General features: G+C 54.9%; 20 protein-coding genes. 8 read left to right on the forward strand and 12 right to left on the reverse strand.

Annotated elements, in window-relative coordinates; genetic code table 11:
• Nucleotides 1-4 precede the first annotated feature (4 nt).
• Nucleotides 5-1,732: a HAMP domain-containing sensor histidine kinase gene (locus tag DM813_RS11410; RefSeq protein WP_128323505.1), complete on the reverse strand. Its 1,728-nt coding sequence runs from the start codon at nucleotides 1,730-1,732 to the stop codon at nucleotides 5-7.
• 113 nt (nucleotides 1,733-1,845) lie between these two features.
• Here DM813_RS11410 and DM813_RS11415 point away from each other — a divergent pair, with 113 nt between their 5' ends.
• Complete coding sequence (locus DM813_RS11415; RefSeq protein ID WP_128323506.1) at nucleotides 1,846-2,301, forward strand: GNAT family N-acetyltransferase; 456 nt, start codon at nucleotides 1,846-1,848, stop codon at nucleotides 2,299-2,301.
• 404 nt (nucleotides 2,302-2,705) lie between these two features.
• Nucleotides 2,706-4,475 (forward strand): retron Ec67 family RNA-directed DNA polymerase/endonuclease, encoded by a 1,770-nt coding sequence (locus tag DM813_RS11420; RefSeq protein WP_128323507.1) that lies wholly within the window; start codon nucleotides 2,706-2,708, stop codon nucleotides 4,473-4,475.
• A gap of 84 nt (nucleotides 4,476-4,559) precedes the next feature.
• Here the strand turns inward: DM813_RS11420 and DM813_RS11425 are convergent, their stop codons facing one another.
• Both DM813_RS11425 and DM813_RS11430 read right to left on the reverse strand, forming a co-directional pair.
• Nucleotides 4,560-5,738 carry a UvrD-helicase domain-containing protein gene (locus tag DM813_RS11425; protein ID WP_128323508.1) on the reverse strand — a complete coding sequence of 393 codons (1,179 nt, stop codon included), beginning with the start codon at nucleotides 5,736-5,738 and terminating at the stop codon, nucleotides 4,560-4,562.
• A complete protein-coding gene (locus DM813_RS11430) occupies nucleotides 5,731-7,389 on the reverse strand; it encodes an ATP-dependent nuclease (RefSeq protein ID WP_128323509.1) in 1,659 nt (552 codons plus the stop codon). The genes DM813_RS11425 and DM813_RS11430 overlap by 8 nt, the downstream gene beginning before the upstream one ends.
• 497 nt (nucleotides 7,390-7,886) lie before the next feature.
• On the opposite strand from DM813_RS11430, the gene DM813_RS11435 reads away from it, so the two are divergent.
• Nucleotides 7,887-8,228, forward strand: a complete 342-nt coding sequence (locus tag DM813_RS11435; protein ID WP_128323510.1) for a DUF6124 family protein — start codon at nucleotides 7,887-7,889, stop codon at nucleotides 8,226-8,228.
• A gap of 558 nt (nucleotides 8,229-8,786) precedes the next feature.
• Nucleotides 8,787-9,254 carry a VOC family protein gene (locus DM813_RS11440; RefSeq protein WP_128323511.1) on the forward strand — a complete coding sequence of 156 codons (468 nt, stop codon included), beginning with the start codon at nucleotides 8,787-8,789 and terminating at the stop codon, nucleotides 9,252-9,254.
• Nucleotides 9,255-9,591: 337 nt separating this feature from the next.
• On the opposite strand, the gene DM813_RS11445 is transcribed toward DM813_RS11440, so the two are convergent.
• The 4 genes from DM813_RS11445 to DM813_RS11465 all read right to left on the reverse strand — a co-directional run bounded on the left by DM813_RS11445 (nucleotide 9,592) and on the right by DM813_RS11465 (nucleotide 12,801).
• Nucleotides 9,592-10,266: an HNH endonuclease gene (locus DM813_RS11445; protein WP_128323512.1), complete on the reverse strand. Its 675-nt coding sequence runs from the start codon at nucleotides 10,264-10,266 to the stop codon at nucleotides 9,592-9,594.
• Nucleotides 10,263-11,585: an AAA family ATPase gene (locus DM813_RS11450; RefSeq protein WP_241653162.1), complete on the reverse strand. Its 1,323-nt coding sequence runs from the start codon at nucleotides 11,583-11,585 to the stop codon at nucleotides 10,263-10,265. The genes DM813_RS11445 and DM813_RS11450 overlap by 4 nt, the downstream gene beginning before the upstream one ends.
• A gap of 378 nt (nucleotides 11,586-11,963) precedes the next feature.
• Nucleotides 11,964-12,125 carry a LysR substrate-binding domain-containing protein gene (locus tag DM813_RS11455; protein ID WP_277750103.1) on the reverse strand — a complete coding sequence of 54 codons (162 nt, stop codon included), beginning with the start codon at nucleotides 12,123-12,125 and terminating at the stop codon, nucleotides 11,964-11,966.
• A 223-nt stretch (nucleotides 12,126-12,348) separates the two neighbouring features.
• Nucleotides 12,349-12,801, reverse strand: coding sequence for a hypothetical protein (locus DM813_RS11465; protein WP_128323513.1), 453 nt, complete (start codon nucleotides 12,799-12,801; stop codon nucleotides 12,349-12,351).
• A gap of 213 nt (nucleotides 12,802-13,014) precedes the next feature.
• Between DM813_RS11465 and DM813_RS28780 the strand changes: the two genes are divergently transcribed.
• The 3 genes from DM813_RS28780 (at nucleotide 13,015) to DM813_RS11480 (ending at nucleotide 16,941) form a co-directional block, all read left to right on the forward strand.
• On the forward strand, nucleotides 13,015-13,653 hold the full coding sequence (locus DM813_RS28780) for a DUF3077 domain-containing protein (protein WP_128323514.1): 639 nt from the start codon (nucleotides 13,015-13,017) through the stop codon (nucleotides 13,651-13,653).
• 240 nt (nucleotides 13,654-13,893) lie between these two features.
• Nucleotides 13,894-14,853 (forward strand): hypothetical protein, encoded by a 960-nt coding sequence (locus tag DM813_RS11475; protein ID WP_128323515.1) that lies wholly within the window; start codon nucleotides 13,894-13,896, stop codon nucleotides 14,851-14,853.
• 504 nt (nucleotides 14,854-15,357) lie between these two features.
• Complete coding sequence (locus tag DM813_RS11480; RefSeq protein ID WP_128323516.1) at nucleotides 15,358-16,941, forward strand: methyl-accepting chemotaxis protein; 1,584 nt, start codon at nucleotides 15,358-15,360, stop codon at nucleotides 16,939-16,941.
• Nucleotides 16,942-17,045: 104 nt separating this feature from the next.
• Here DM813_RS11480 and DM813_RS11485 read toward each other — a convergent pair whose 3' ends face one another.
• The 4 genes from DM813_RS11485 to DM813_RS11500 all read right to left on the reverse strand — a co-directional run bounded on the left by DM813_RS11485 (nucleotide 17,046) and on the right by DM813_RS11500 (nucleotide 22,104).
• Nucleotides 17,046-17,237 carry a hypothetical protein gene (locus DM813_RS11485; protein ID WP_128323517.1) on the reverse strand — a complete coding sequence of 64 codons (192 nt, stop codon included), beginning with the start codon at nucleotides 17,235-17,237 and terminating at the stop codon, nucleotides 17,046-17,048.
• A complete protein-coding gene (locus DM813_RS11490) occupies nucleotides 17,234-18,385 on the reverse strand; it encodes a PepSY-associated TM helix domain-containing protein (protein WP_128323518.1) in 1,152 nt (383 codons plus the stop codon). The genes DM813_RS11485 and DM813_RS11490 overlap by 4 nt, the downstream gene beginning before the upstream one ends.
• Nucleotides 18,386-18,479: 94 nt before the next feature.
• The gene (locus tag DM813_RS11495; RefSeq protein ID WP_128323519.1) at nucleotides 18,480-20,861 is read right to left on the reverse strand and encodes a TonB-dependent siderophore receptor; all 2,382 of its coding nucleotides are present in this window, start codon (nucleotides 20,859-20,861) and stop codon (nucleotides 18,480-18,482) included.
• Between the two features lie 97 nt (nucleotides 20,862-20,958).
• Nucleotides 20,959-22,104: a FecR family protein gene (locus DM813_RS11500; RefSeq protein WP_241653164.1), complete on the reverse strand. Its 1,146-nt coding sequence runs from the start codon at nucleotides 22,102-22,104 to the stop codon at nucleotides 20,959-20,961.
• Here DM813_RS11500 and DM813_RS11505 point away from each other — a divergent pair.
• Nucleotides 22,103-22,621, forward strand: coding sequence for an RNA polymerase factor sigma-70 (locus tag DM813_RS11505; RefSeq protein ID WP_128323520.1), 519 nt, complete (start codon nucleotides 22,103-22,105; stop codon nucleotides 22,619-22,621). The two genes, DM813_RS11500 and DM813_RS11505, sit on opposite strands and share 2 nt — an antisense overlap.
• A 48-nt stretch (nucleotides 22,622-22,669) precedes the next feature.
• Here the strand turns inward: DM813_RS11505 and DM813_RS11510 are convergent, their stop codons facing one another.
• Nucleotides 22,670-23,188, reverse strand: a complete 519-nt coding sequence (locus DM813_RS11510; RefSeq protein ID WP_128323521.1) for an isochorismatase family protein — start codon at nucleotides 23,186-23,188, stop codon at nucleotides 22,670-22,672.
• Nucleotides 23,189-23,218: the final 30 nt, after the last annotated feature.

Here is a 23,218-nt window from a genome sequence, read left to right on the forward strand (position 1 = left end):
TCGCTCACTTCAGATAAGTCGCTGCGGGCGTGGGGAAGTCCAGGGTGACCACCGTTCCCGCGCCCGGGGTGCTGGCCAGTTCCATGTGCGAGGCATTGGCTTCCAGCAGTTGTTGGCAGATGCTCAGGCCCAGGCCGGTACCGCGGGCCTTGAGGGTGAAAAACGGCTGACGCACCTGCGCCAGTGCCGCCTCGGGAATGCCGCAGCCCTGATCGGCCACGGTCACACACACCCGCTCGCCCCAGGCCTGGCCATCGATGGCCACGCACTGGCCTGGCGCGCTGGCTTCCACGGCATTCAGGCACAGGTTGAGGAGAATCTGCTGGGCCTGATCCGGGTCGACCCACAGCTGCAGCCCCGGTTTGCAGGTGCTGGAAACGCTGACGCCCTTGGCCTCGGCCTCCGGCGCAACCAGCCGCGCCGTGCGCGCCAGCAGCGCCGTAAGGTCTACCACTTGTGGCACCGCCGGGTGCGGCCGGCCGTATTCGAGCAAGTCACTGGTTACGTGAGAAAGGCGGTCGATTTCCTGGCAGAGGTCGCTCAACAGCAGACGCCGTTCTGCTTCCTGCTCGCGGCGCAGCAGGGCCTGCACGGTGGTTTTCATCGTCGCCAGCGGGTTGCGCACCTCATGGGCCACGCCCGTGGCGAAGGTGCCGAGCACCGCGAGGTTTTCCGCACGCACGGTGCGTTCCATCACATCCGCCAGGCGCCCCGCCATTACATTGAACGCCCGCGTCACCCGGCCGATCTCGTCGTTATGAGCCTGCTCCGGCAGGCGATAGCCGAGGTCGCCCGACGACAGTTGATGCGCCCCTTCCACCAGCGAGCCCACCCGCGCGCGCAGCTGGCGCGACAGCGTAAAGAACACCACCAGGATAAACCCGATAAACCCCACCGCCGCCAGGTACAACCACCAGCGCGCGTCGTCCAGCGGCTTGAGCACCGCCCCCGGCTGCACACTGAACACCACCTGCCAGCCCGGCAGAATCACCGGGCCGTCGCGCCACTCGCCCGGCGCCTCGACCTGGCGCCCGGTGGCATCGATATACGCCCCGCCCGGCACCCGCAGCAGCGGCGTAACCACCCCGCTCAGGCCAGAGCTGACCAGCAATTCGGTCAGTGACGCCAGGCGCAGGTGCAGGCCGATACGCACGCGGTGATCGAGGCGGCCATTACGAATCGTCTTGCGAATCAGCAGCCAGCCCGAGCGCCCGGCCTGGGGCAGCATCGGCCCGATCACCTCGACATCGCCGACCATCTGCCGGGCCAGCCCGTTCAGCGACCACGCTTCGCGACCCCAGTACGGCGCCCCTGAAGCACCCTGCCCCGGTATCACCTTGAGCAGTTGCTCGTGCTCGTCGAAAAACAGCACGCCGTACAGAAACGGCAACTCGCTTTCGAGCTTCAGCAAGGCATCCACATCACCGGCCGGGTGCGCCTGGTCGGCGATGAAATCCGGCATGCTCGGGTGATTGGACAGTGCCGAGAGCTGGTAGAAACGGTCGTCGAGAAACGACGACAACCGGTTCGCCGTCGACAGCGCCTGGGCGTCGAGGCGTTCGCCGGTCAGGCGGTTGAGCAGGTCTTTGGCCAGTTGCTCATAGAGCACCGCCAGGGCGATAAGCGCTACGCTCATCACCACGATGGAAAGCAATGTGTAACGCGCCACCAGGCTGCGGCGCGGGCGCGCCAGCCGCCGCCAGAACGCGCTCGCGGGGTATTCGGTATCCATGGGATTTGTAATTGTTGTTCATGTGATGTCGGGGGAGCATAAGGACCGGGGGATGGGGTTGTCCATGGTGGAGTGGGTTTGGGGCGGATAAGGACATGGAAGGAGATAGAGGAATGGCGTGTTTGATTCGAGGGGCCACGGAGGTGGATGCGGTGGCGATCAGTGAGGTAATTGTTGCTGCGTTGCGGGGATCGAATGCTCGGGATTATTCGGCGGAGGTTATTGAGGCGGTGGAGAAGAACTTTTCGCCGGGGGCGGTGCTTCGGTTGCTGGAACAGCGGCAGGTGTTTGTGGCGGTGGTTGGTGGGCGTGTTGTCGGGACGGCGGGGTTGGATGGGGATACGGTGAGGAGTGTGTTTGTTGAACCGGGGTATCAGGGGGGAGGTATTGGGCGGTTGTTGATGGCGCGGGTTGAGGCGGTGGCGGTTGAGGGTGGGGTTGAGCGGTTGTGGGTGCCGTCTTCGATTACTGCGGTGGGGTTTTACTTGTTGCTTGGGTTTTCGGAGGTGCGGAATGAGTTTTATGGGGGGGAGCGGACGGTTGTTATGGGGAAGAGGATGGGGTGGTAGTGTGATTTTGCGTTTCACAATGAACCTGACTCACCTTGGTGAGGATCGATTTTTGGCTAAACGCTGTCGATCACGACAGGCAGCTATCGACCCAAAGCCGCCCTTCACCACTGGCAGCAAACGGCCAGAAACGGACCTACAGCTATATCCCTAGAGTCGACTCAGGAAGGCGGTGAAAGTCTTGGTTATCAGGCTAAATAGGACCTTTTTCAAAGATTGATTTCGCAATCCACAGTTTGTTAATCTCGCGCTCGGCTTACGGGCAGATTTTGGATCGCGCATCGCGATCAGTGAAAAAATTGTCCGAAAGGATTGCCCTTGTGGTGACTTGTCGCTTCTTGACGGTCCTGGCACAGTGCGTAGGAGTGCCCGTAAGCCCCTTTCCTTTATAAAAAAGTCAACAAATGAAAAAGATCAGTGCCTTGCGCCTAGCAAAGACTAAGCCAGACCTCGCATTGCTGATGGGTATTGATGCATCGTTTCTAACAAATATTCTTTACAGACTAAAACCAACAACTCAATACACGAGTTTCACCGTCCCGAAAAAAAGTGGTGGGGTACGTACGATCTATGCTCCATCCGATGAGCTGAAGTCGATTCAGAGTGCACTCGCCACTTTACTGCAAGATTGCATTCAGGAAATAAATACTTCGAAGGGGCCAAAATTCAAGTCGACTCTTTCCCATGGTTTTGTGCGCGACCGATCAATCTTAACAAATGCAATAATGCATCTTAACCAAAGAAACGTCTTAAACATTGACTTAAAGGATTTCTTTGATCAGTTTAATTTTGGCAGAGTTCGAGGTTATTTCATATCAAACAAGACTTTTCAGCTTGACCCGGCCGTGGCGACAGTAATTGCTCAAATTGCGTGCTACGACAACAAACTTCCCCAGGGAAGCCCGTGCTCTCCAGTTATAACAAATCTGATAACCCATTCGCTCGACATTAGACTCGCATCGTTGGCACGGGATAACTCATGCACTTATACTAGATATGCTGATGACATCACCTTTTCAACGCGAAAAAAAGAATTCCCAAATAATTTAATGTCGGACCGAGAATCTGGATACATTATTGGAAGTAGGCTCGCGGCAGAAATCAAGCGAGCCGGGTTTAGTGTCAACCCTAAAAAAACCAGAATTCAATACAAAGATTCTCGCCAAGATGTAACAGGATTAGTCGTTAACAAAAAAGCCGGAACAAAATCTGAATATTGGCGCACTGTTAAGTCTCAGTGTCACGCGCTATTTCAAACTGGCAATTTTTTGGAAAACAGTTCAAATCCGCCACAAGCTGGTAATATTTTTGTGTTGGAGGGGAAGCTAAGCTTCATAGACCAGATTGATTTCTTTAATCGGAAGCGAAGCAAGCCGCTCTTGAATCCGGAGTATGAGCTCTCGAAACACGGATCGAAAACCAGAAAACTTCTTAATGGAAGAGAGCGTACATTCAGCAGGTTTCTTTTCTATAAGCATTTTTATGGCAATACCAAGCCCACTATTGTATGCGAGGGGAAGACAGACAATGTCTACCTGAAAGCTGCTATTAATAAACGTGCAGCTGCGTTCCCAAGCCTGGCTAAGGCTAAGTCCGGGAACGATCCATACGAACTTCTTGTTAACTTTATCAATTATACTAACCGAACGCGATTTCTCCTTGAGCTCTACGGCGGCACACCATATCTAAAAGAGTTCATATTAGATTACGATGAGCACTTTAAATTTTACAAAGCGCCCGTGCCGACCCATCCCGTTATTATTATTTTGGACAATGACGATGGGTTTGGTAAAATTGAGAGCGCTTTAAAAGGCAAAAGGTACAACCCGACAATCTTTCCTATTACTTTACCAGCGACCGACTTTCGGAATGCAGAGTTCATACATATTGCACATAACCTTTATATTGTTCTTACACCACTGAAAGGCAAGGGTGATAAAAGCTCAATTGAAGATTTGTTCACAAAAAAAATCAGAGCCACAAAACTTGGAGGAAAAGTATTTAATAAACAAAATAAAACTGATAGCGATACTGAGTACGGCAAAGAGTATTTTGCGAGCAAGGTTGTGGCTCCTAACAAGCATAAAATAAATTTTTCCGGATTCAACCCTCTTTTAGGGCGTATCGATCAATGCATTCAACACTTCGCTACAGTGAAGCTGGTTAAGCCATGATGGCATTTTAGCCTCAGAGCGTTTTTACAGACCACTTTGGACAACGTGCGCGCGCTAACATCTATAAGTCGCCAGCTTTGCGCATCACGTCTCAAACACTGCTGCGCGCGCGCCATCCCAAACAGGGTAAGGGAGCCCTTTGACCTTCTTGTCCTCGACGAGGATGGCTAGACTATAGCGCGCACGAGTGATCGCGACGTATAGCTTGTTCCGCGATTCATCCGTTTTATCCTTGTCGAATACATTAACATTCCCGCCAATAAACTTTAGATGTTTATCTGGCAGTATCACAAGCACCCGGTCAAAGCCTAAGCCTTTGCAGGAACCGAATGTGTAACAGCTAAGATTCCCCGGTAGATATCCAGTACCGGTGGTTGACGACCAGCGCAGTACTTGGGGCTGAAACGCTGAGAGGTAATCGCTCACCTGAGATTGCTTTACTATGAAGGTGCCATGGTGATGCGATATTTCATCAGGCACTTGCTCGACACCCGATATTGTCTTGTCATAGAGCCCCGGGTGGATCGTGTCGGAGAGATCGCAGATTTCTTGGATGCACCTGCGATTCTTCGGCATTGAATGCTTTTTGAACCTCATTTTTCCAACGAAATATTCGATCTTCTGTTGGGGCGTCTGCGGAGCCTTATGGCCGAACGTCGTGGTGTATATTGTCTGCCGAAAGTCGCCCACACAGCAGATCGAGTCCACCATGACCTTGTTGAGCGATTTGATTACGTCGTAGTCCCAACCGACCAAATCCTGCACCTCATCAAAAAAGACCCTTTGATAAATCTCTTTCAGCCGCTTGGCAGATGCATCTTTGGATAACTTCGCAATAAGCGTCGCAAGTTTTGCCAACAATCCGGAGTACGCCTGAGTTTTGCAGGATGTCAGGTAATGCAGCGGGTTGATCGTGCCGTCTTCTAATTTTTCAGCCCTGCCATCAATGTAGTAGGTCGTGCCTGCTATCAAGTGAGGGTTGTTCTCAGTGAACGAGATAGTCGCGATCCGATCTGGAAACACCTCACTCTGATAGGGACGTATCATATCTTCCAGGTAAAAAGAGAACAGCCCCTTTACGACAAAGCGCTCACTGCTAGCACCGTATAGCTCAACAAAGCGAGCGCGTAATTCTGCCTGATTGTTGGTCGTGTAGGTGACTACAAGCACCCGCCCACCAGCCTCAATTACCTCAATGGCTTCAGTGATGATCTTGTGCGTTTTACCTGACCCGGCGCCCGCGATCCAAAGTTCGTTAGGCAAAATCGAGCACCTCATCCAGGAATACCGGGTACTTGAAGTCCAGTGTGCCATCGAACAGTTTTATTGCTGAATCGACCTTTCTAGCGCCTTTTCCGTTGCCCTTTACGCTTTTAAACCAATGGATCAGATTCTCTCTTCGACCCTCCAGAGTGACCTCTTTGTTGTAGATATTAAAGGTTTCCGTCGACAAGACTTCCTTCGCGAAAGCGTCAAGAGTTTTGATGTCAGTTGCGTTGGCATAAATCATGGCTGGCTCAAGCGAAAATTCGGCGTCGTTCTTCGATGAGTACAACTGGATATTTGGAAACGCAGCATATTCCAACCGCCCTTGTTCAATGTTACCATTATAGTCGCCGTCATTATCCCTGAGCACATGGATCTTGGTGCCGATTTCTTTGCCTACTTCAATGAACGTCTTAAACCCCACACCGCGTACAACGATAATATCTATCCCATCCTGCTCAGGCAGCCGGTTGTGTTTTCGTTGGTAGATTTTCTTGAGAACCAGTTCGTCCGATGGTCCCTCAACTAGGACTACCTTGCCCGACAGTGCCACCCGCAATGTATCGTAACCAGGAAGACGCTTGAGAGTTTTTACTACTTTCGTGTCTAGCATATGCAGCCTTTTATACCCTGACTGCACAAGGCAAATCTTGTCGATACTCAGCTTGTTCAACACATACGAACTGTGGGTGGTCAAGAACAGTTGCTTGTCTCCTCGCTGGTTTTCGATGTAGTGCACCAGCTTGTTCAGATTGGTATGAGACAGATGGTTTTCGGGCTCTTCCATCATCACTAGATCGATGTCATGAGACTTATTCTGAATGGCAAGTTTGATCTGCACGTTGCTTTGTTCGCCCTTGCCGATAAAGTGAAACGGCACATCATCTACCTCAAGCTGCAGGCCGGTCTGGATGGAGCCTGCTGGTAATGTACTTGCTGCAATTGTGAGTTTGCTATCGGTGATAAGGTGACCCGCATCAAGGTTACCATTGATTGTCTTCACCTCTCCGGAGTTGTTAAACACCTGCAGGTTTTCACGATAATTGAGGGTTAGTTTGACGAGTTCGTCCTTGGCCAATGCGGTGTTGAGGATGCTCGAAATGTACTGGTTCTTCCCCATTGTGGGGTGTATGCGTGTGGGATCGATGTAAAGTGCCTTGAACTTCTTGGCGATCGGTTTTATGGGGTTCCAGCCGAAATCAAGCCACTCCACTTTATAGAACTCAATCGGAATGCTGGTAAAGTTCGGCTTGGTCAGCAAATGGCTATTGTAAACGGCCTCCAGCGATGGGTCGAAACAGGCTTGTACGACTACGCCCTGAGCGTCAGCCTTGAGGCTGTTGTTCGACCCTCGGTATTCAGGCACACCGTCAATGTAGGCTTCGATTATCAGGCTAGGCAGGTGCTCAATACTCAAGTCTGAAGCGAGAAAGCGAGTGACGGCATCTTGATTGAAAAGATCAGGGGAGAACTCGCCATTGAAGGGCCGTCCACGATGGCTGAAGTTGAGCACAATTTCTAACGCTTCTAGGATTGTACTTTTGCCAGCATTGTTGTCGCCGACAAAAATGTTGACGTCGTCGTTGAATTCTAGGAAATCGTCGCGAAATTTTTTGAAGTTGATCAGCTTGATCGATTTAACGTGCACTCTAAATCCCTCTAGGCATCACTTAACGATGGCGGGTTGCCATAGCAATTGAACCGTACCTTGGGAAGTGCCTGCTGTCCATATGGCGATCAGCTCAAGACAAACGCTTAGATGAGTTTGAATCACCTTGAGCTCAGTAGTCACATCAAATGAGCACTTTTGCTCATTTGCTGCCCTTCAACAAGGTCAGCTTCGGGTCGAAAGCGGCCGGTGACAATCGCCTGCTTGAATCCGCCCCCCAACCCCGTTAACCTCCCCCGGTCGCTGCAAATTCAGCGACTCGGACTTGGCGGTCCGACACGAAGGCGCAAAGCGCCCCAGATCACCATCGTAGGCGCTTTTTTTGTGCCCGCGATGATGCTTTATGGCGGGCTGCGCATGGACTTCTTCGGAAGTGCCGGGTTCCTTCGTACCGGTCCGCCAACCTTGCGTAGTCCGTCACCCTTCTCTGCTTGGCGGCAGCCGGTGGCGGACCCTTTCCACGAAGGAGTTCCACCATGACAAAACCCGTTCCCGACCCACCCCTCGTCACCAAAACCAGCACCACCTTCGGTTCCTGCGACGGCAGCCACGATCCGCTGTTCGCCGTACGTCCCGGCGTGTCCGCTGAAGACGCGCTGATTCACGCCACCGTACTGCTCAAAAGCGCTTACCAAACCAACGCCCAGGCCTGTGACATGGTCAATGCCGAGGTACGTGGTTTGCTGTGGGCTACCCAGCACTCGCTGGAAATGAGCCTCGCGCTGGTGGAGGCGTTGCTGGATGAAGTTGAGGCGCGTGCTGCGACTGCAGCTGTGCTGAGACGTACCGTGCTAGCGGGGCAAGCGCCGGTAGAGTGAGGTGAGTAATTGGTTCAGGCCGCAGATGCGGCCATCCGGTGATTTGACCTATCGCGGGGCAACCCCGCTGCCACCCGTTGGCGGATCCTTTCCAGGAAGGCGTTCCACCCAGTCAAAATCCGATCCCGCCTCCTCGTCACCAAGCCCCGCCAAGTCCAGTTGCTTAATCCTGAAGAACGCATTCACCAGGAAAGTCTCCGTCTCCTTTGCTGCCCTGCAGCGGCCGGTGGAGTTTTACCTGTCGCTTGGGCTTTCGCAGGTGCGGGATCAGTTTCAAGGTGGAGCTGACGGCCAATAGCAGCCCATGGACGGAGCGGTAGCAAATGAGTAGCTATGCTTGGTCCACTGCCGGAACTGATTGAGCAGATTGGGCTTTCCGTCCCTGGTGTATAACCCCCTTCAGTGGCCATCCGACTGTCACAATGCCCGGTCTGGTCAGGGATAGACGACAGAACATGGAATGTTATCCACCAGGCCCGTGAAGTCGCTATCACCCCACTTGGGGTCTATTCAGAGTCAGGCCGCAGTAATCGATCCACTCACAGGAGGAACACGATTATGTCCAGCACAATCCGCACCTGCCTCTGGTTCCGCGACGGGCGAGGCCAAGAGGCCGCAGCGTTCTACTGCTCTCTGATCCCTGGAAGTCGGGTCGAGACGATCTTTTCTGGCGATGCCGGACACGGCGCGTTCTCGGTGATCAACTTCTCGCTGGGCGGGGTGCCGTACCAGATTCTTGACGCAGGGCCGGCATTCACGCTGACCGAGGCGGTGTCCATTTCAGTCGCTACGGACGATCAGTCGGAGACCGACCGACTGTGGGCAGCGCTGACCGCAGATGGCGGTGAGGAGAGTGTCTGTGGCTGGCTGAAGGATCGCTACGGAGTGTCTTGGCAAGTCTTCCCGCGACGGTTGACTGAACTGACGACAAGTGCCGACAAGAATGTATCTGCCAAGGCGATGGCGGCGATGATGAAGCAAAGGAAAATCGACATTGCCGAAATCGAAGCAGCGGTTCGTGGCTAGAAGCTAGCGGCCTAACAAGCCGGTTTTTTTGTGGGCGATATCACGCTGGGGTCACAGTTCAGGAACGGGGACTTCAACCGTCAATCGGTAGACTGACTTGAGCTAACCGAAAAGGCGAGCGGCAGAGAACGGCCGTTAGATGCTCCTTGAGGAGGGCAGCTAACGGCCAATTGCTGCCGTTCACGGTTGGCAGTTCTCCATCAAGAACTGCTTACCATGTTGGGCGCAACCCACAGTTCACGGCTATATAACGTAAGTTTGAGATATACATTGGACCATGATCTCGACCATCTAATCGGGCACCAGTTGCAATCATAAACTGGCCATTAAAATTGAATTAGTTCGCTGCCAACACTTCTTGGGGAAGCTTTGATCTCATGCTGGCTATTATCCCTTTGACCACGGCCGAAAATTGAGCCTTGCTACTTGACTCATTCGATTCAAGATCGTCGAGAATCGCTTTTTTTGCCGGCAACGGAATATCTGGCCGAAGCAAAGTTTCGTATAGACTCATGATACGTTGCACCGTTTCATTTCTCATGAGAACCAACGCGGGGCGATTCAAATCGAGCAAAGTTATGCTGCTTACCCCTTCAGCAGTTCCTAATGGAAATGCCATCGATCCGACGAAGCAGATGTGCTGATCAGGATCTTTTACATATGGATCGATTATGAATTCAAGATGCGGATCTCGGTTGGACTTGTTTTGGTTGCATATTTCGCATGCAAGAGTTAAATTTGCCCACTCCAGCTGCTTTGATGGGTCCAGAGATTTTGGATAGATATGTTCAACATCTCCATGATGTATGTGCTTTAACTTGCTTTCGCAATAAGCGCATTTGCCACCAGTCTCTTTCTCCAGCACCGACTTTATGTCTTTATGCCGGTACTTGGTTTTTTCCGATGCTGAAGGTTCAATGCCGGCGGCAAGCTTAGAAAGAAAATTCTCTGTCCATGCTGCGGCATTGTCTACAAGGATTTTTGGCTCGGGCTCTTTTGTAAGTTTTATCATGGTCGACGATCCACTGCCATCTTCAGAGCATCTGGGTAGTACTCACCCAAGCCTGCCTCCTCTAATTCCCGTCTCAAACTGGCGAGACCTTCTGGGGTGATACTATGCACGGTCAGTTGAGCCGTAATTTTGCGCAGGTCATCCTCGGCCCACTGTGGAAGTGAAACAGGTACCCCTAGCACGTCCCGAAGGATTTCGTTTGCCGTAGCCGCTCTAGTATTTAAATCCAACTCTACCGATGATACTTTAGAGTAATTGGACTCGTGCACCTCATTCGACTGACTTTCATTTGTGTACTTTAACGCATGAACAATGCTGTCCTTCACTGATGAAACCATGAATGGACTATGCGTTGCCACAATGAATTGGGCGCTTGGGAAAGCTTTAGTGAGCCGGCCAAGCAGGCTTCTCTGCATTGAAGGGTGCAGATGATTTTCAGGCTCATCTAGAAGAACAGTATATTCTTCCTTGTTGAAAGAGTATAAAAATATTTGCCAGGCCAAGTCGATCAAAGACATTAGTCCGCCTGAAGCGGCATCAATCATAAACTCACCCGACCTAGTAATCAACACTACATCTGGAATGCGAACACTAATGTCAATAAAGCCGATCGATGGGGGCAAGACCTCTGAGAGTATTTTCTTAAAGTTCAAAAATAATTGTTCGAGCGCCTCGTCTTTTTGCACGTACTGATTGCCTGCCCCAAACATCGCCATTGAGATCAGCGTCTCCTTCATCCTATAAACAGGCGAATACTGACTGTAGCCGTTCTGGTATCGCTGCATTAGTTCTGAGTAGTATGTTTGGTATGCCTGCTCTGCATTTATAGCGTTAGTTGGTATTGAGGCAATAGGCTGATAGCTTTGTACTGGCCGATGAGAATTGATATTCAACCCTTGAATTTGGTGTTGGTTACGTATTTCAACAGTGTAAGCGACTGACCCGTTGTCCGGGACTATTAGTTCAGCAACCGCACCATTGCTGTAGGTTAAACTTCCAATTTGAAAGGAGTTTTGGTGCTGGTCAGGGGTGCGCTTAATTAATTTTAGAAGTAGCCCAGTAGCATAGCTGAAAGCAGATGCTCCCGGTCTTTTATGAGGAGTAGATAATAATGGAAAATGCCAGCCAAAATGCTGGGCCAACAACTTCAATATAGTTGTTTTTCCCGCTCCATTTGCACCGGTGATAATTGTCATTCTTGGATGCAACCTTAGATCTATCTCCGAAAACTGACGCCACCCTGTGATGGTTAATTTTGCGAATTTCATAAAATTGTTAAAGCTCCATTCCTGAGTCTTAGTTTTTGCTGAGAAATTCATTGTGATATCGAGATATAGAAATTTCTATCATGAATTACTGTAGCCGCGCTTGTCTCCGAAGAAGAACATTTCAGAATACTTCAGCCCCCAATACTTGGGGCTTTTGTTGTCTGTTCAGGGCAGGGCTGGCATCCCTACTTATCAAGATGCACAACTTAGATACCTGCTTCCGGTTGGGATTAGGTGACACTTTGCATACAGTAGCTGATAGCCCGTGACTTGTCTCACTTTGACAAAATGAAATGACTACTTCGAGCCTCCCTCCTGGCTGCGAACCGCATTCAGCGAAGGGCCGCTTTGGGTCGAAAGCGGCCCTTCGTGGAGGACAGCTACCGACCAGAAGCAGTCACTCGCGCCTTCGTTTCTGCAGCCACAATGTCAGCCCAGCAGAGATCGCTTCTCTAACAGAAAATCGATCAGCGCCCGCACCTTGGCTGGCATTTGCGCACGCGTAGGAGCGTAGAGATAAAAGCCTGGGAAAGACGGGCACCAAGGCTGTAGCACCCTCACCAGTTCACCCGACGCCAGTTGCTCGCGCACACAGATATCCAGGTATCGCGATGGCAGGGAGATCTATGGTCGCGCGGCGTCAAAAGCCAAGCAGATGTTCGTTGCCGAAGGCTGGTCGCACTACGACCTGTATGACCGCCCGGAGCCAGTGGCACTGACCATGGCGCAGGTCATCAGTTGAAAAGGTCGGATTTTCAGCTCGCCAGAACTCTGGCATGAATTCCACGCGTAGCGTGGGAACGATCAACCTCAATCAAAACTGCTTTGGTGCGCTGGCGATGCGCTGATACTTACGCAACTGCCGGTTAATGCTGCGGATATCCAGAAAAAATATCTCTGCGCTACGCCAGAGCAGCATCCACGCGGTGACGGTAACGACTCCCACAGGGATGGTGCCTTCAATTCCCAGAGCCGTTCCCGCCAGCACCAAGGCTAGTGCCAAGCCCAGGAGTGTCAGCGCTACCAGCCGCTGGGTGCGGATATCCCCTCTGAGTTGTTCGCTCTTTTCCGCAAAGGTATTGCTGATGGCTTGCTGCAGGCGTTCTTGCTCATCTTCCGGGCAGCGAATGTGCAGACACAGTTCGGGGTGGTACCAGGCGCTATCAGACAGGTAGTCCACCAACTCGGGGCTTAGCTTGGGGTTGTCCGGCGAGGCAAACGGATTGAGGTAATCGCGGCTGATCGTCAGATCGATTTTTTGAGTCATAACGAACCTTAACCTGGTTAAGCGGTGGGCTGAGGCTTTCGTGTTCGAGGTAAAGTTAGTCGCAAGACAGATGTTTTGCCTGATTGGCAGTAGCACGCGCTGTTGCAGGAGCGGGTTTATCCGGGATGCGTTGGCTGAATATGCGCCGCGACCGTCTAGCATCAGTGCTGATTGTTATCACGTTTTGTGTGAGGGGCAGGCATCGGGCGGCGCATGCTCGGAAAAGGGCTAGAAACAGCTTTGGGTCGAGAGCTGTCGTTTACCATTGCCCGCTTGAATCCCCACCCCACCCCCGTTACCCGCCCCCAGTCGCTGCAAATTCAGCGACCGGGCGTCGCGGCCCGTAAGGCAAAAGGCGCAACAGCGCCACACCACCACAATTGCAGGCGCTTTTTTTGTGCCCGCTTCTGCCGGGTTTCCTTTTGCCTCGGTCCGCGAACCCACTCACAGCTGCCACCCTATTCGTTTCGCGGCGACGGTTGGAAGTTCCTCGGCAAAAGGAGCACCACAATAACAAAACCCGTTCCCGCCCCTCCCCTCGTCAACAAAACCAGCACCACCTTCGGCTCTTGCGACGGCAGCCACGATCCGCTGTTCGCCATACGCCCCGGCGTGTCTGCCGAAGACGCCCTGATCCACGCCACCGTCCTGCTCAAAAGCGCTTACCAAACCAACGCCCAGGCCTGCGACTTGGTCAATGCCGAGGTGCGTGGTTTGCTGTGGGCGACCCAGCACTCGCTGGAAATGAGCCTGGCGCTGGTGGAGGCGTTGCTGGATGAAGTTGAGGCGCGTGCTGCAACCGCAGCCGTGCTGAGACGTACCGTGCTAGCAGGGCAAGCACCGGTAGAGTGAGCGGAGTAACAGGTTCAGGCCGCAGATGCGGCCATCCGGTGATTAGGCCTGTCGTGGAGCAAGCCACTACTGCCGGTGGGTGTTAATGGAGAGTATCAAGCATCGTTTGAGTTCCAGAAAAGCACTATCCCCCCCTTCTACTCCACAATTTGATCCAGAAGCGCTGGCGATAAAGTTCCTGTATAAAGCAGCGCCGCTGGTGCAAGGCCGGCTCAATCGACGACGTGTTAAGGGATCGTTATGTTTCACAGAGTTCTATTCGTCTTGGCGTTCACCACACTCTTGGCCGGTTGCCAGAACCAACAGTACAAAATTTTATGCGAGCCGTCATACGGCGCAGCCAAATGCGACACTAGCAATCTGGATTCTTTGAGTTGCGGTGCCACGAGGGGGACCATCAGGACCTGCGCCGCATTTGTAGTTAATGAGGTCAATGCCCTGGCGGCCAAGAAGGGCCAGCAACTGACCACCACTCAACCTTACTACTCTCGGCCGAACACAGAAGTTCTCTCGCTGGGAAGCTACGGCAGTGGACCACAGGTTTATGCCTACGTAGACGCGCGGACCCCAGGGGCCTATGTGCAATCGGTACACGGTGCCCAAAACGTAATGAGCGAGAGAGTCTCGCACTACAAAATGGCTGCCGATCGCTATGTGAACGATGTTGTTAGTGGCACCATCGTAGCCTCCGACAGTGACGTCTTGAAGGCCATAGCCGCGATTGATGCTATGCGAGGACCGATGGCCAAAGCCGTTGAAATGAGCAAGCCCATCTTGGACTACTACGCCGCGTTCCCTACCACAGACTTTGCGAGCCTTGCTAACCAGGTGGTTCTCAAAACGAACGCCAGGGACCCTTACCTTCGAGCTGCTGCGGATTTAGCCATCCAGCGGAACAACGAATACAACGCCAATAAGCCCTCTACTCAAGTTCAGGCTGCCGCAGCCCAGTTTGAGGCGCTCCACGCGGTAGCGATGGTCTCTTATGCTGACCAGTTCGCAGAAGTCAAAAAGCAGGCAGTCATTCTGGCCGCACAAGCGGCGCAAGCTGCCAAGAAGAAAAGGGCCCAAGAGCAGGCTTATGAAAAGCAATATGGGTACCATGGTGGTGGATGTTCGTGTGCGGGCGGCAATGCCTGCTACGGACCTAAGGGCGGACGCTATTGCATAACTTCAGGCGGAAACCAGCGCTACTTTTAAGCAACTGCATAAGGCTTATGTCGCGGGCTACCAGCGTGTTGCATCCGTTGACCCATCGCACTCTTGTATCCCCCAACCCCACCACCCTACCCGAGTCGCTGCGAGCTCAGCGACTCGGGCTTGACGGTCCGCCACGAAAGCATCCCTCCGAAACGGGCACATCATCTGCCGCCCAAGATTGCGCACAATCAATCAACAAATATGTTCACAAACAAGCACATAATCTGTTGTCGATGATGTGCGCTGGATGTATATTTCGCGCAAATGATGGCCTAATGCCACGACCTCTGATGCGGTTCCAATCCCTGAGATCCGCGCAGAGATTCATCCTGTGTGAAGGCGGCCCCATGTTACGTGCGCCTTCACGTTAGGCCCCCACTCCACATTTCTTTCACCGCCGCCTTCTTAGTGCGCGGCGGCACTCCCAACCTTGTGCAACAGGCGCCCCTACAGGCACCACCCGGCATTGGCTTTTCAGGATCGATTAACAGAAGGGATACATAGATGTTCGACGCAATTGGCAAGGTGCTGGCTGATATCAGCGTGCGGTCAAAACTGACCCTGGGCTTTGCACTGGTTTTACTGCTGACCATTGTGATCGCCGCAATCGGCTGGGGCGGCTTGAGCGGTCTGGGCGAGCGCAGTGCCAAGCTGAGTAGCATTGCCAAAATCAACGAAGAGGCACGTGATGTGCGCATTGCGCGCCTGAACTACACGGTGGCCCCCGGTTCGGCGCAAACCGCCCTCATGGTCAAGGCGATGGATGAAATCAACCTTCACATCGTCGGGCTCGCCAGGCAGTTCACCGACCCCGAGGATCTGCGCTGGATAGCGCAGGCCGGCAACGCAATCGAACGCTACCGTGACCACTTCCAGGATTACGCCCGTGCCATCGAGGGTGGCAACGCTGCCCAGGCCAGTCAGTCTCTGGAGGTACTGGAGGCCGATCTCAAGAGCCTGCTGGAAGCGTCCGGGCAGTTGTCGGACAGCCAGTCGAGCAAGCGCGACCATGAAGTGCAGGCGTCGATGCAGCGGTTGATCTTCGCTGCGGTGCTGGCCCTGATCGTCGGTGCTCTGGCTGCCTGGTTGATCACCCGCTTGATCGTGCTGCCATTGAAAGAGGCCCTGCAGAGTGCCGAGCGGGTGGCCAATGGCAACCTGAGCCAGGACATCCAGGTATCGCGGCGTGACGAGCTGGGCGAGCTGCAGGCGAGCATGCAACGCATGACCCTGAACTTGCGCGACCTGATCGGCGGATTGCGCGATGGCGTGGTGCAGATCGCCAGTGCCGCCGAAGCGCTGTCTGCGGTGACCGAACAAACCAGTGCCGGCGTCAGCAGCCAGAAGGTCGAGACGGACCAGGTGGCCACCGCCATGAACGAAATGACCTCTACCGTGCAGGATGTGGCGCGCAGCGCCGAACAGGCTTCGCATGCGGCGGTCAATGCCGGCCTTGAGGCACGGGAAAGCGACACGGTCGTCAACCAGGCTATCGAGCAGATTACCCATCTGGACATCGAGGTGGGCCATTCGACCCAGGCCATGGCCGAACTCAAGCGTGAAAGCGACAAGATCGGCACGGTACTGGATGTGATCAAGTCGGTCGCCCAACAGACCAACCTGCTCGCCCTGAACGCGGCGATTGAAGCGGCACGCGCTGGTGAAGCCGGTCGCGGCTTTGCCGTGGTCGCCGATGAGGTCCGCAGCCTGGCGCAACGCACCCAGAGCTCCACCGAAGAAATCGAAGAGCTGATTGGCGGCTTGCACCGTGGCACGCAGCAGGTCGGCGAAATTCTGGAGCGCAGCCGCGCACTGACCACCAACAGTGTTGAACTGACGCGCCGGGCAGGCGCTTCGCTGATGAGCATCAGCCGTTCGGTGTCCACCATCGAGTCGATGAACCTGCAGATCGCGACGGCATCGGAGCAGCAGAGCGCCGTGGCCGAGGAGATCAATCGCAGTGTGCTCAATGTGCGCGACGTGTCCGAACAGACGGCCACGGCCAGCGAGGAAACAGCCGCTTCGAGCATCAAGCTGGCCGGTTTGGGCGCGGAGCTGCAAGTGATGGTGGGCAAGTTCAAGCTTTGACCCGAGAGGCTAGTTCGGGCCGCCGCCAAGCATAACTTTTTGTATCCCCTGCCCACCTCCGTTAACTTCCCCGCGTCGCTGCACGTTCAGCGACGCGGGCTTGATCACAAACGCGACCGGTTTGCCTGAAGCATTCGCCGCCAAACCACCCCGACCAGCAGCAATGGCACGCCCAGGCTGAGCCACGAAAGCAGGTCATAGACCTCATCGCCGACAAGCGCCGAAAACAGGCCGAGAAAGCTCAGTAGCGCCAGTAACAGCGGCCAACGAAATATCATCCAGAGCCCGCGTCTCATGCCCTGCCCTCCGCGTCCATCGCCTTGCCATTGAGCTCGGAAAGGCGCTTTTCCGACGGTACTTTGCGTCGGCTCAGCCAGAGGTACAGGCCGCTGCCCAGAATGACGATGGCAACCAGGTCGAAGAGCGCCCAGATGATCTTCAGCGGCAAGCCGCCATAGTCGCCAAAGTGCAAAGGTTGCGAGACCAGCAAGGTTTTCACGTACAAGGGCATCTCGCGCATGTCGGTCAGCTCGCTCGTGCGTGCGTCAACCAGGGCCGGTTTGAGCAGGCGCGCGGTGAGCGGCGTGGTACCACGCATGAACACCGCGTAATGATGCTGGCTGCTGAATTGAGTACCGGGAAACGCAACGAAGCTTGGCACCATGTCCGGCGCGGCGTTTCGGGCAGATTCCAGCGCCTTGTGCAATGACCCCAGGCGCTCCAGCGGTGGTGCGTCTTTGTAGGGCGCGGTCATCTCCGCCAGCTGGCCCGTCTGCCACATGCCCTGTATAGGCAGCGCCAGGGTATTGATCACACCGGTGATGCCAACCACCAGTACCCAGGCCAGGGTGACGATGCCGAGCACATTATGCAGGTCCAGCCATTTCAGCCGCCGGCTTCGCCCACTGCGCACCGTGGAGAAGTCGAGTTTGCGCATGAACGGCGTATAGACCACCACACCGGAAACCAGCGACGCTACCAGCAATAGCCCCATGACCCCGAGGAACAGATAACCGGGCAACCCCATGAACAAATCGGTATGCAGGCGCAGCATCAGGTTCATGAAACCATCATCCGCTGGCTCCGGCGCAAACAGCTCGCCGGTGCGCGTATCAAACGGCTGGATGTGACCGTCAAGCGGCGGAGGCACCAGGCCCGTGGCGGTGATCACGAAACCCAGCGGATCCTGCGGGTCGAAACCAACGAAGCGCACGACCTCCCCTGGCCTTGCTGCCAAGGCACCGGCAATAACCTTGTCGTAATCGATTTGCGGCGCGTCGGCAGTCAGCGGGCGCAGCGGCGGGTGCTGTTCGAAGTAATGCTCGATCTCTTCATGGAAGATCAGCGGTAATCCCGTCAGGCACAGCAACAACAAAAAAATGGTGGCGATCAGGCTGGTCCATTTGTGCACCAGATACCAGCTGCGCAAGCCTCGGGCGGTCATGTTCGGTATTTCCTTCCTATAAATCCACGCTTGCCGAGCGTTGCCTGGCAGGTCCGGCAACCAGGTACAAACACCGTACCTGGTCAGCCTGGGTTTACCAGTTGTAACTCACAGTGCCGTAGACAGTGCGTTGCTGTCCGTACTGGCAGCCAACGGTGCTGAAGCAACCGGCTACATAGTCTTCGTCGAAGAGGTTGGTGGCATTGAGCGATACCTCTACGCCCTCCAGCGACGCCGCGACCTTGCCGAGTTCATAGCTGACCAGTGCGTCGACCACGGTATAGCTGTCCACTTTGAAACTGTTGGCCGAATCACCGAATGTGCTGCCCACGTAACGGGCACCAGCCCCCAGACGCAAGCCCGCCAGCGGGCCACTCTGGACGATGTAGTCACCCCACAGCGAAGCCATGTGCTCCGGCACCCGGAACGGCGTATTGCCCTTGTTGCCGACCTCCGATTGAGTGACTTCGACATCATTCCAGGTGTAACTGCCGATCAGGTTGAAACCCTGGGTGATTTCAGTCTTGGCCTCAAGCTCCACACCTTTGGAACGAACCTCACCCTCCTGCCTGGAGAAGCCGTTAACGCTCTCGGTGGCGTTCTGTTTGGTGAGGTCGAACCAGGCAATCGTATAGAGCGCGTTGGCCCCTGGAGGCTCATACTTGAGGCCCACTTCGTATTGCTTGCCGACTTCCGGATCAAGTTGCGAGTTGTCCGCTGTAACGCCCATCACCGGCAAAAACGATTCGCTGTAGCTGGCATAAGGCGCCAGGCCATTGTCGAAGAGGTAGACGATACCGGCGCGACCGCTGAACTTCTCATCCTTCTGAGTTTGCGGCGCGCGGTCGTCTTTCTGGTTGCTGGCCCAATCGTAACGCCCCCCGAGGAGGAACACCCACTTGTCAACTTTCAACTGGTCTTGCAGGTAGACGCCGGTTTGCGACATTTTTTGTTCATAGCTGTTGGCGCTGAACGGGAAAAAGGTAAGTGGCTGCCCATTGACCGGATTGAACACGTCGAAGCTTTCCAGGATGAAGTTCAGCGACTGCTCCTGGTCAAACTTGCCGTTGTTGTAATCGACGCCGGTCAATAACGTGTGTTCGAGCGGGCCCGTGGCGAAATTGGCCTGTACCTGGTTGTCCATGGTGAACAGATGGCCGTCGCCCTTGCGTTGATCGTTATAGCGCGAGTACTGATCGCCTACCGGCCCGAACAGGGCAATCTCGGAGCTGGCTTGGCGGTAGTCGCTGTAGCGTACGTTCTGTCGCCCGGTCCAGACTTCGTTAAAGTGATGCTCGAGCACGTAACCCAACGAGGTCTTTTCATTGGTCATGAAGTCAGAGGCACTGTCACCCACGTAGGTGTCACGATCCAGACGTCCACGCGGGTCCCGAAACACAGTGCCGTCTGCCGGCAACGGGTTGGCGAAGTTGCCGGTCTGCTTCTGGTACTCGCCCAGGAACGTCAGCTCGGTATTGTCGCTGGGACGGTAGCTGATGGCTGGGGCGATGTACTGGCGACGGTTGGTAATGTGGTCGGTCTGGGCATCGGCCTCCCGGAACAGTCCGGTCAACCGGTAACTCCAGATGCCCTCCTCGTCCAGCGCATCGCCCAGGTCAAAAGCGCCCTGCTGGTAATTCTGGTTGCCCATTTGCAGCTGCACTTGACGCAGGGGCTCGATGGTCGGGCGCTTTGTCACAAGGTTGATCTGCCCACCTGGATCGGAGGCTCCGTAAAGTACCGAGCTGGCACCGCGCAGCACCTCGATACGTTCCAGGCCATAAGGTTCGGGGGCATCCCAGCCGAGAAACTCGGGCAGGAAGGTGCGCGTACCGTCACGCAACATACGCCCGGTGCCCTGCTGAAAGCCGCGAATGGTCAACTGGTCGGTCACAAACTGAGGGCCGGCGATTTCGGCATTGACGCCCGGCGTATAGCGCAGGGCCTGGGCGATGGTCTTCGGTTGCTGAGCTTCAATTTGCTCACGGGTGACCACAGAAACCGAGTAAGGCGTTTCAACCAGCGGGGTGTCGGTCTTGGTGCCTGCCGAGGCGCGTTTGGCCACATAACCATCGTCGGGGCTTACCGAACTGTAGGCCTGACCGACAATGCTGGTGACAGGCAAGGCCATCGCCGAGTCGTCACTACTGCTGCCTTGCAAGGTTACATGGTTGCCTTCGATCTGGTAGACAATCCTGGTACCTCCCAGCAACTGACGCAGTGCTGCCTCCGGCTCCATCTCCCCCGCAACGTCATGGCTACGCATGCCGGACACGGTGTCCTGGCTGTAAATGATCTGCAGGTTGGTCTGTCTGGCCAGATCGGAAAGCGCCGACGACAGTGCCTGCGAAGGAATGTTGACCTGGACCGGGTCGGCGACTGCCGACACGGCTGTCACCAGTGACAGGCCCAGGGTGGCGGCGGCGATGCAGCGGCGCAGGCACAGGGCGGTTCGATTCAGTGGATAGGCGCTCATAATGCTTCCGGTAGCGTGATTGTCAGGGCATGCCGGATCGACGAATGAGCCTGTGATTTGTTCAGAAAATCACAAAAAGAAATTCAGGGGACAGGTTTCAGCGCCTGATCAGCAGGGTCGCCTGGTCACTGTGGCGCAGTTTGACCGGCAGAATCTTCGGCAGCGCGACGACCAGTTGGTCAATATCGGCGGTGTCATAGGTGCCACCAAAGCGCAAGTCACCGACTTCGCTGTCCGCCAGCGTCAACGGTACGTCAAGGTAACGGTTGATCAGGGGCAGAGCTTCGCGCAGGCTGACATCATCGAGCATCAGCTTGCCATTGCGCCAGGCAGCGGCCCGGGATGGATCGATGCGAGCCGATTGCAACATCCGGTCGGGGCCGAAAACCGCTTGCATACCGGCCGTGAGCACCGCCCCCTGATTGTTGTCACGGCTGCCATCATTGCGCGAAGCGAGCACCGAACCCTCGGTGACGGTAACGGTGGTGAACTCCTGGCCGGTCCAGACGTTGAAATGAGTACCGGTGACCCTGATGCTGGCGTTATCGGCACGAATCACGAACGGCTGCTCAGGATCGTGCTGCACATCGAAAAAAGCCTCGCCATTGTGCAGCATTACCTGGCGCTGATCGCGAAAACCGAGGTAGACAAGGCTGGTGCGCTGATTGAGTTGCACCTGGCTGTGATCAGGCAGTAGCACCTGCCGACGAACTTCCTGCGCCATGTAGTAGCGAACACTGCCAGGCAGCATGCCCGCTGACCAACCGGCACCCCAGGTGGCACCGACGGCCGCCAGCACCACTGCGGCGCGCGCCATCCAGGATAGCGGTCGGCTCCACCGCGAGCGCCCCGACCTGTCAACTTCGAAGCTGGCGGGTAACTGCTCGCTCACCTGCCAGATTCGGCACATTTTCGTGTATTCCAGCGCATGGGACGGATCAGCGTCATGCCAGCGCCGGAACTCGGCACGATCGGCGTCTGTGCACTCACCGAAATGCAGCTGCACGCACCAGTCGGCAGCCATTTCGCTGGTTGATTTCTGCGGGCGGGGAAGATTGGTCATCGTGGCGGATAGCAGGAAAATTTCGGCAAGCTTACTCCATGTCCCGTGGTTTTGGTTCGGTTCCACCAAACCGTTGAAATCGCCTTCGGCTTTGACTGGCGCATTATTGCTAATAATTCTTAATAAGAATAAATTCACTCCCTTCGCCGGCACATCCATAAAACAATCCAGGTGCATCATGCAAAAGCCTACTACGGCGGGGAACGGTTCCCAATTGCTTGAAGTGTTCTTTGAGCGACGTCAGCGCTTGATTGGGCTCGCGGCTCGAATCACCGGATGCCGTAGCCATGCCGAAGACATTGTCCATGAGGCATTTCTCAAAGTGGGTGAAGCCGACGCCAGTGAGCCGATCAGGTCACAAGCCTCGTACCTCACACGTGCCGTGCGTAACTTGTCGATTGATCATTACCGTCGCCGCCAGTTTGAAGAACGCTGGATCGTCAACGAAGAGGACAGCAGCGAGGTGTCCGGTCCACGGACCGAAACACCAGAAACACTGGTGTCGGATCAACAGGTGCTGGAAAGGGTGTCCGAAGTACTGGCCGACTTGCCTGAGCGCACGCGCTATGCATTCGAAATGTGCCGCATTCATGGCATGAAACAGAATGAAATCGCCAAGATCCTTGGCGTTTCTCCAGCACTGGTCCACGCCATGATCAGCGAGGCCCTGCTCCACTGTCGGCAGAAAGCGCTTTGATGTTTTGCTTACGGCAAGCCATGCGCTTCCCCGCAGCTTCGGGCCCTGCTAGAAGCGCCACTCCTCAGCCTTGACGAGCCGGCAGAACGGCCCGTCTAGCGTTGCATTGTGATGCGCGACGATGTCCTCGGCTTTCATCACCGGCGTGTCTGAACAGGTATGACCTTCGGCCACCAGTACTGCATCGAAGCCAAGATCACGGGCGGCCCGACAGGTGCTGTCAACGCAGTATTGAGTTTTCATGCCAGTGATCACCACACCGGTAGCCCCGCGAGACCGCAAACTCTCCGCCAGATCAGTCTTTTCGAAGGCGTTGGGCCGCCGCTTTTCGAATACCACCTCGCCACCCAGAAGCTTCAGTTCCTGCGCAACCCTGGTCAACGGGCTGCCTGGTTCGATGGGAGATCCAACGGGCCCGACGTGGCGCGCGATAAAAATCGCAGCGCCAGCGCGGCGTGCCTTGTCCATCAGGCTATTAACTGTTTCCAACATCGCTTCGCAGTGCCATGGTTTTTCCGGACCGTGAACAAGCCCGACTTGAACATCGAGTATCAACAGCGCGTACATGGGTGCATCTCCTTGCGTTTGAGCCAGCGA

The organism is Pseudomonas alkylphenolica (assembly GCF_004025535.1).
In the GTDB taxonomy this organism is placed as follows: Bacteria; Pseudomonadota; Gammaproteobacteria; order Pseudomonadales; family Pseudomonadaceae; genus Aquipseudomonas; species Aquipseudomonas alkylphenolica_A.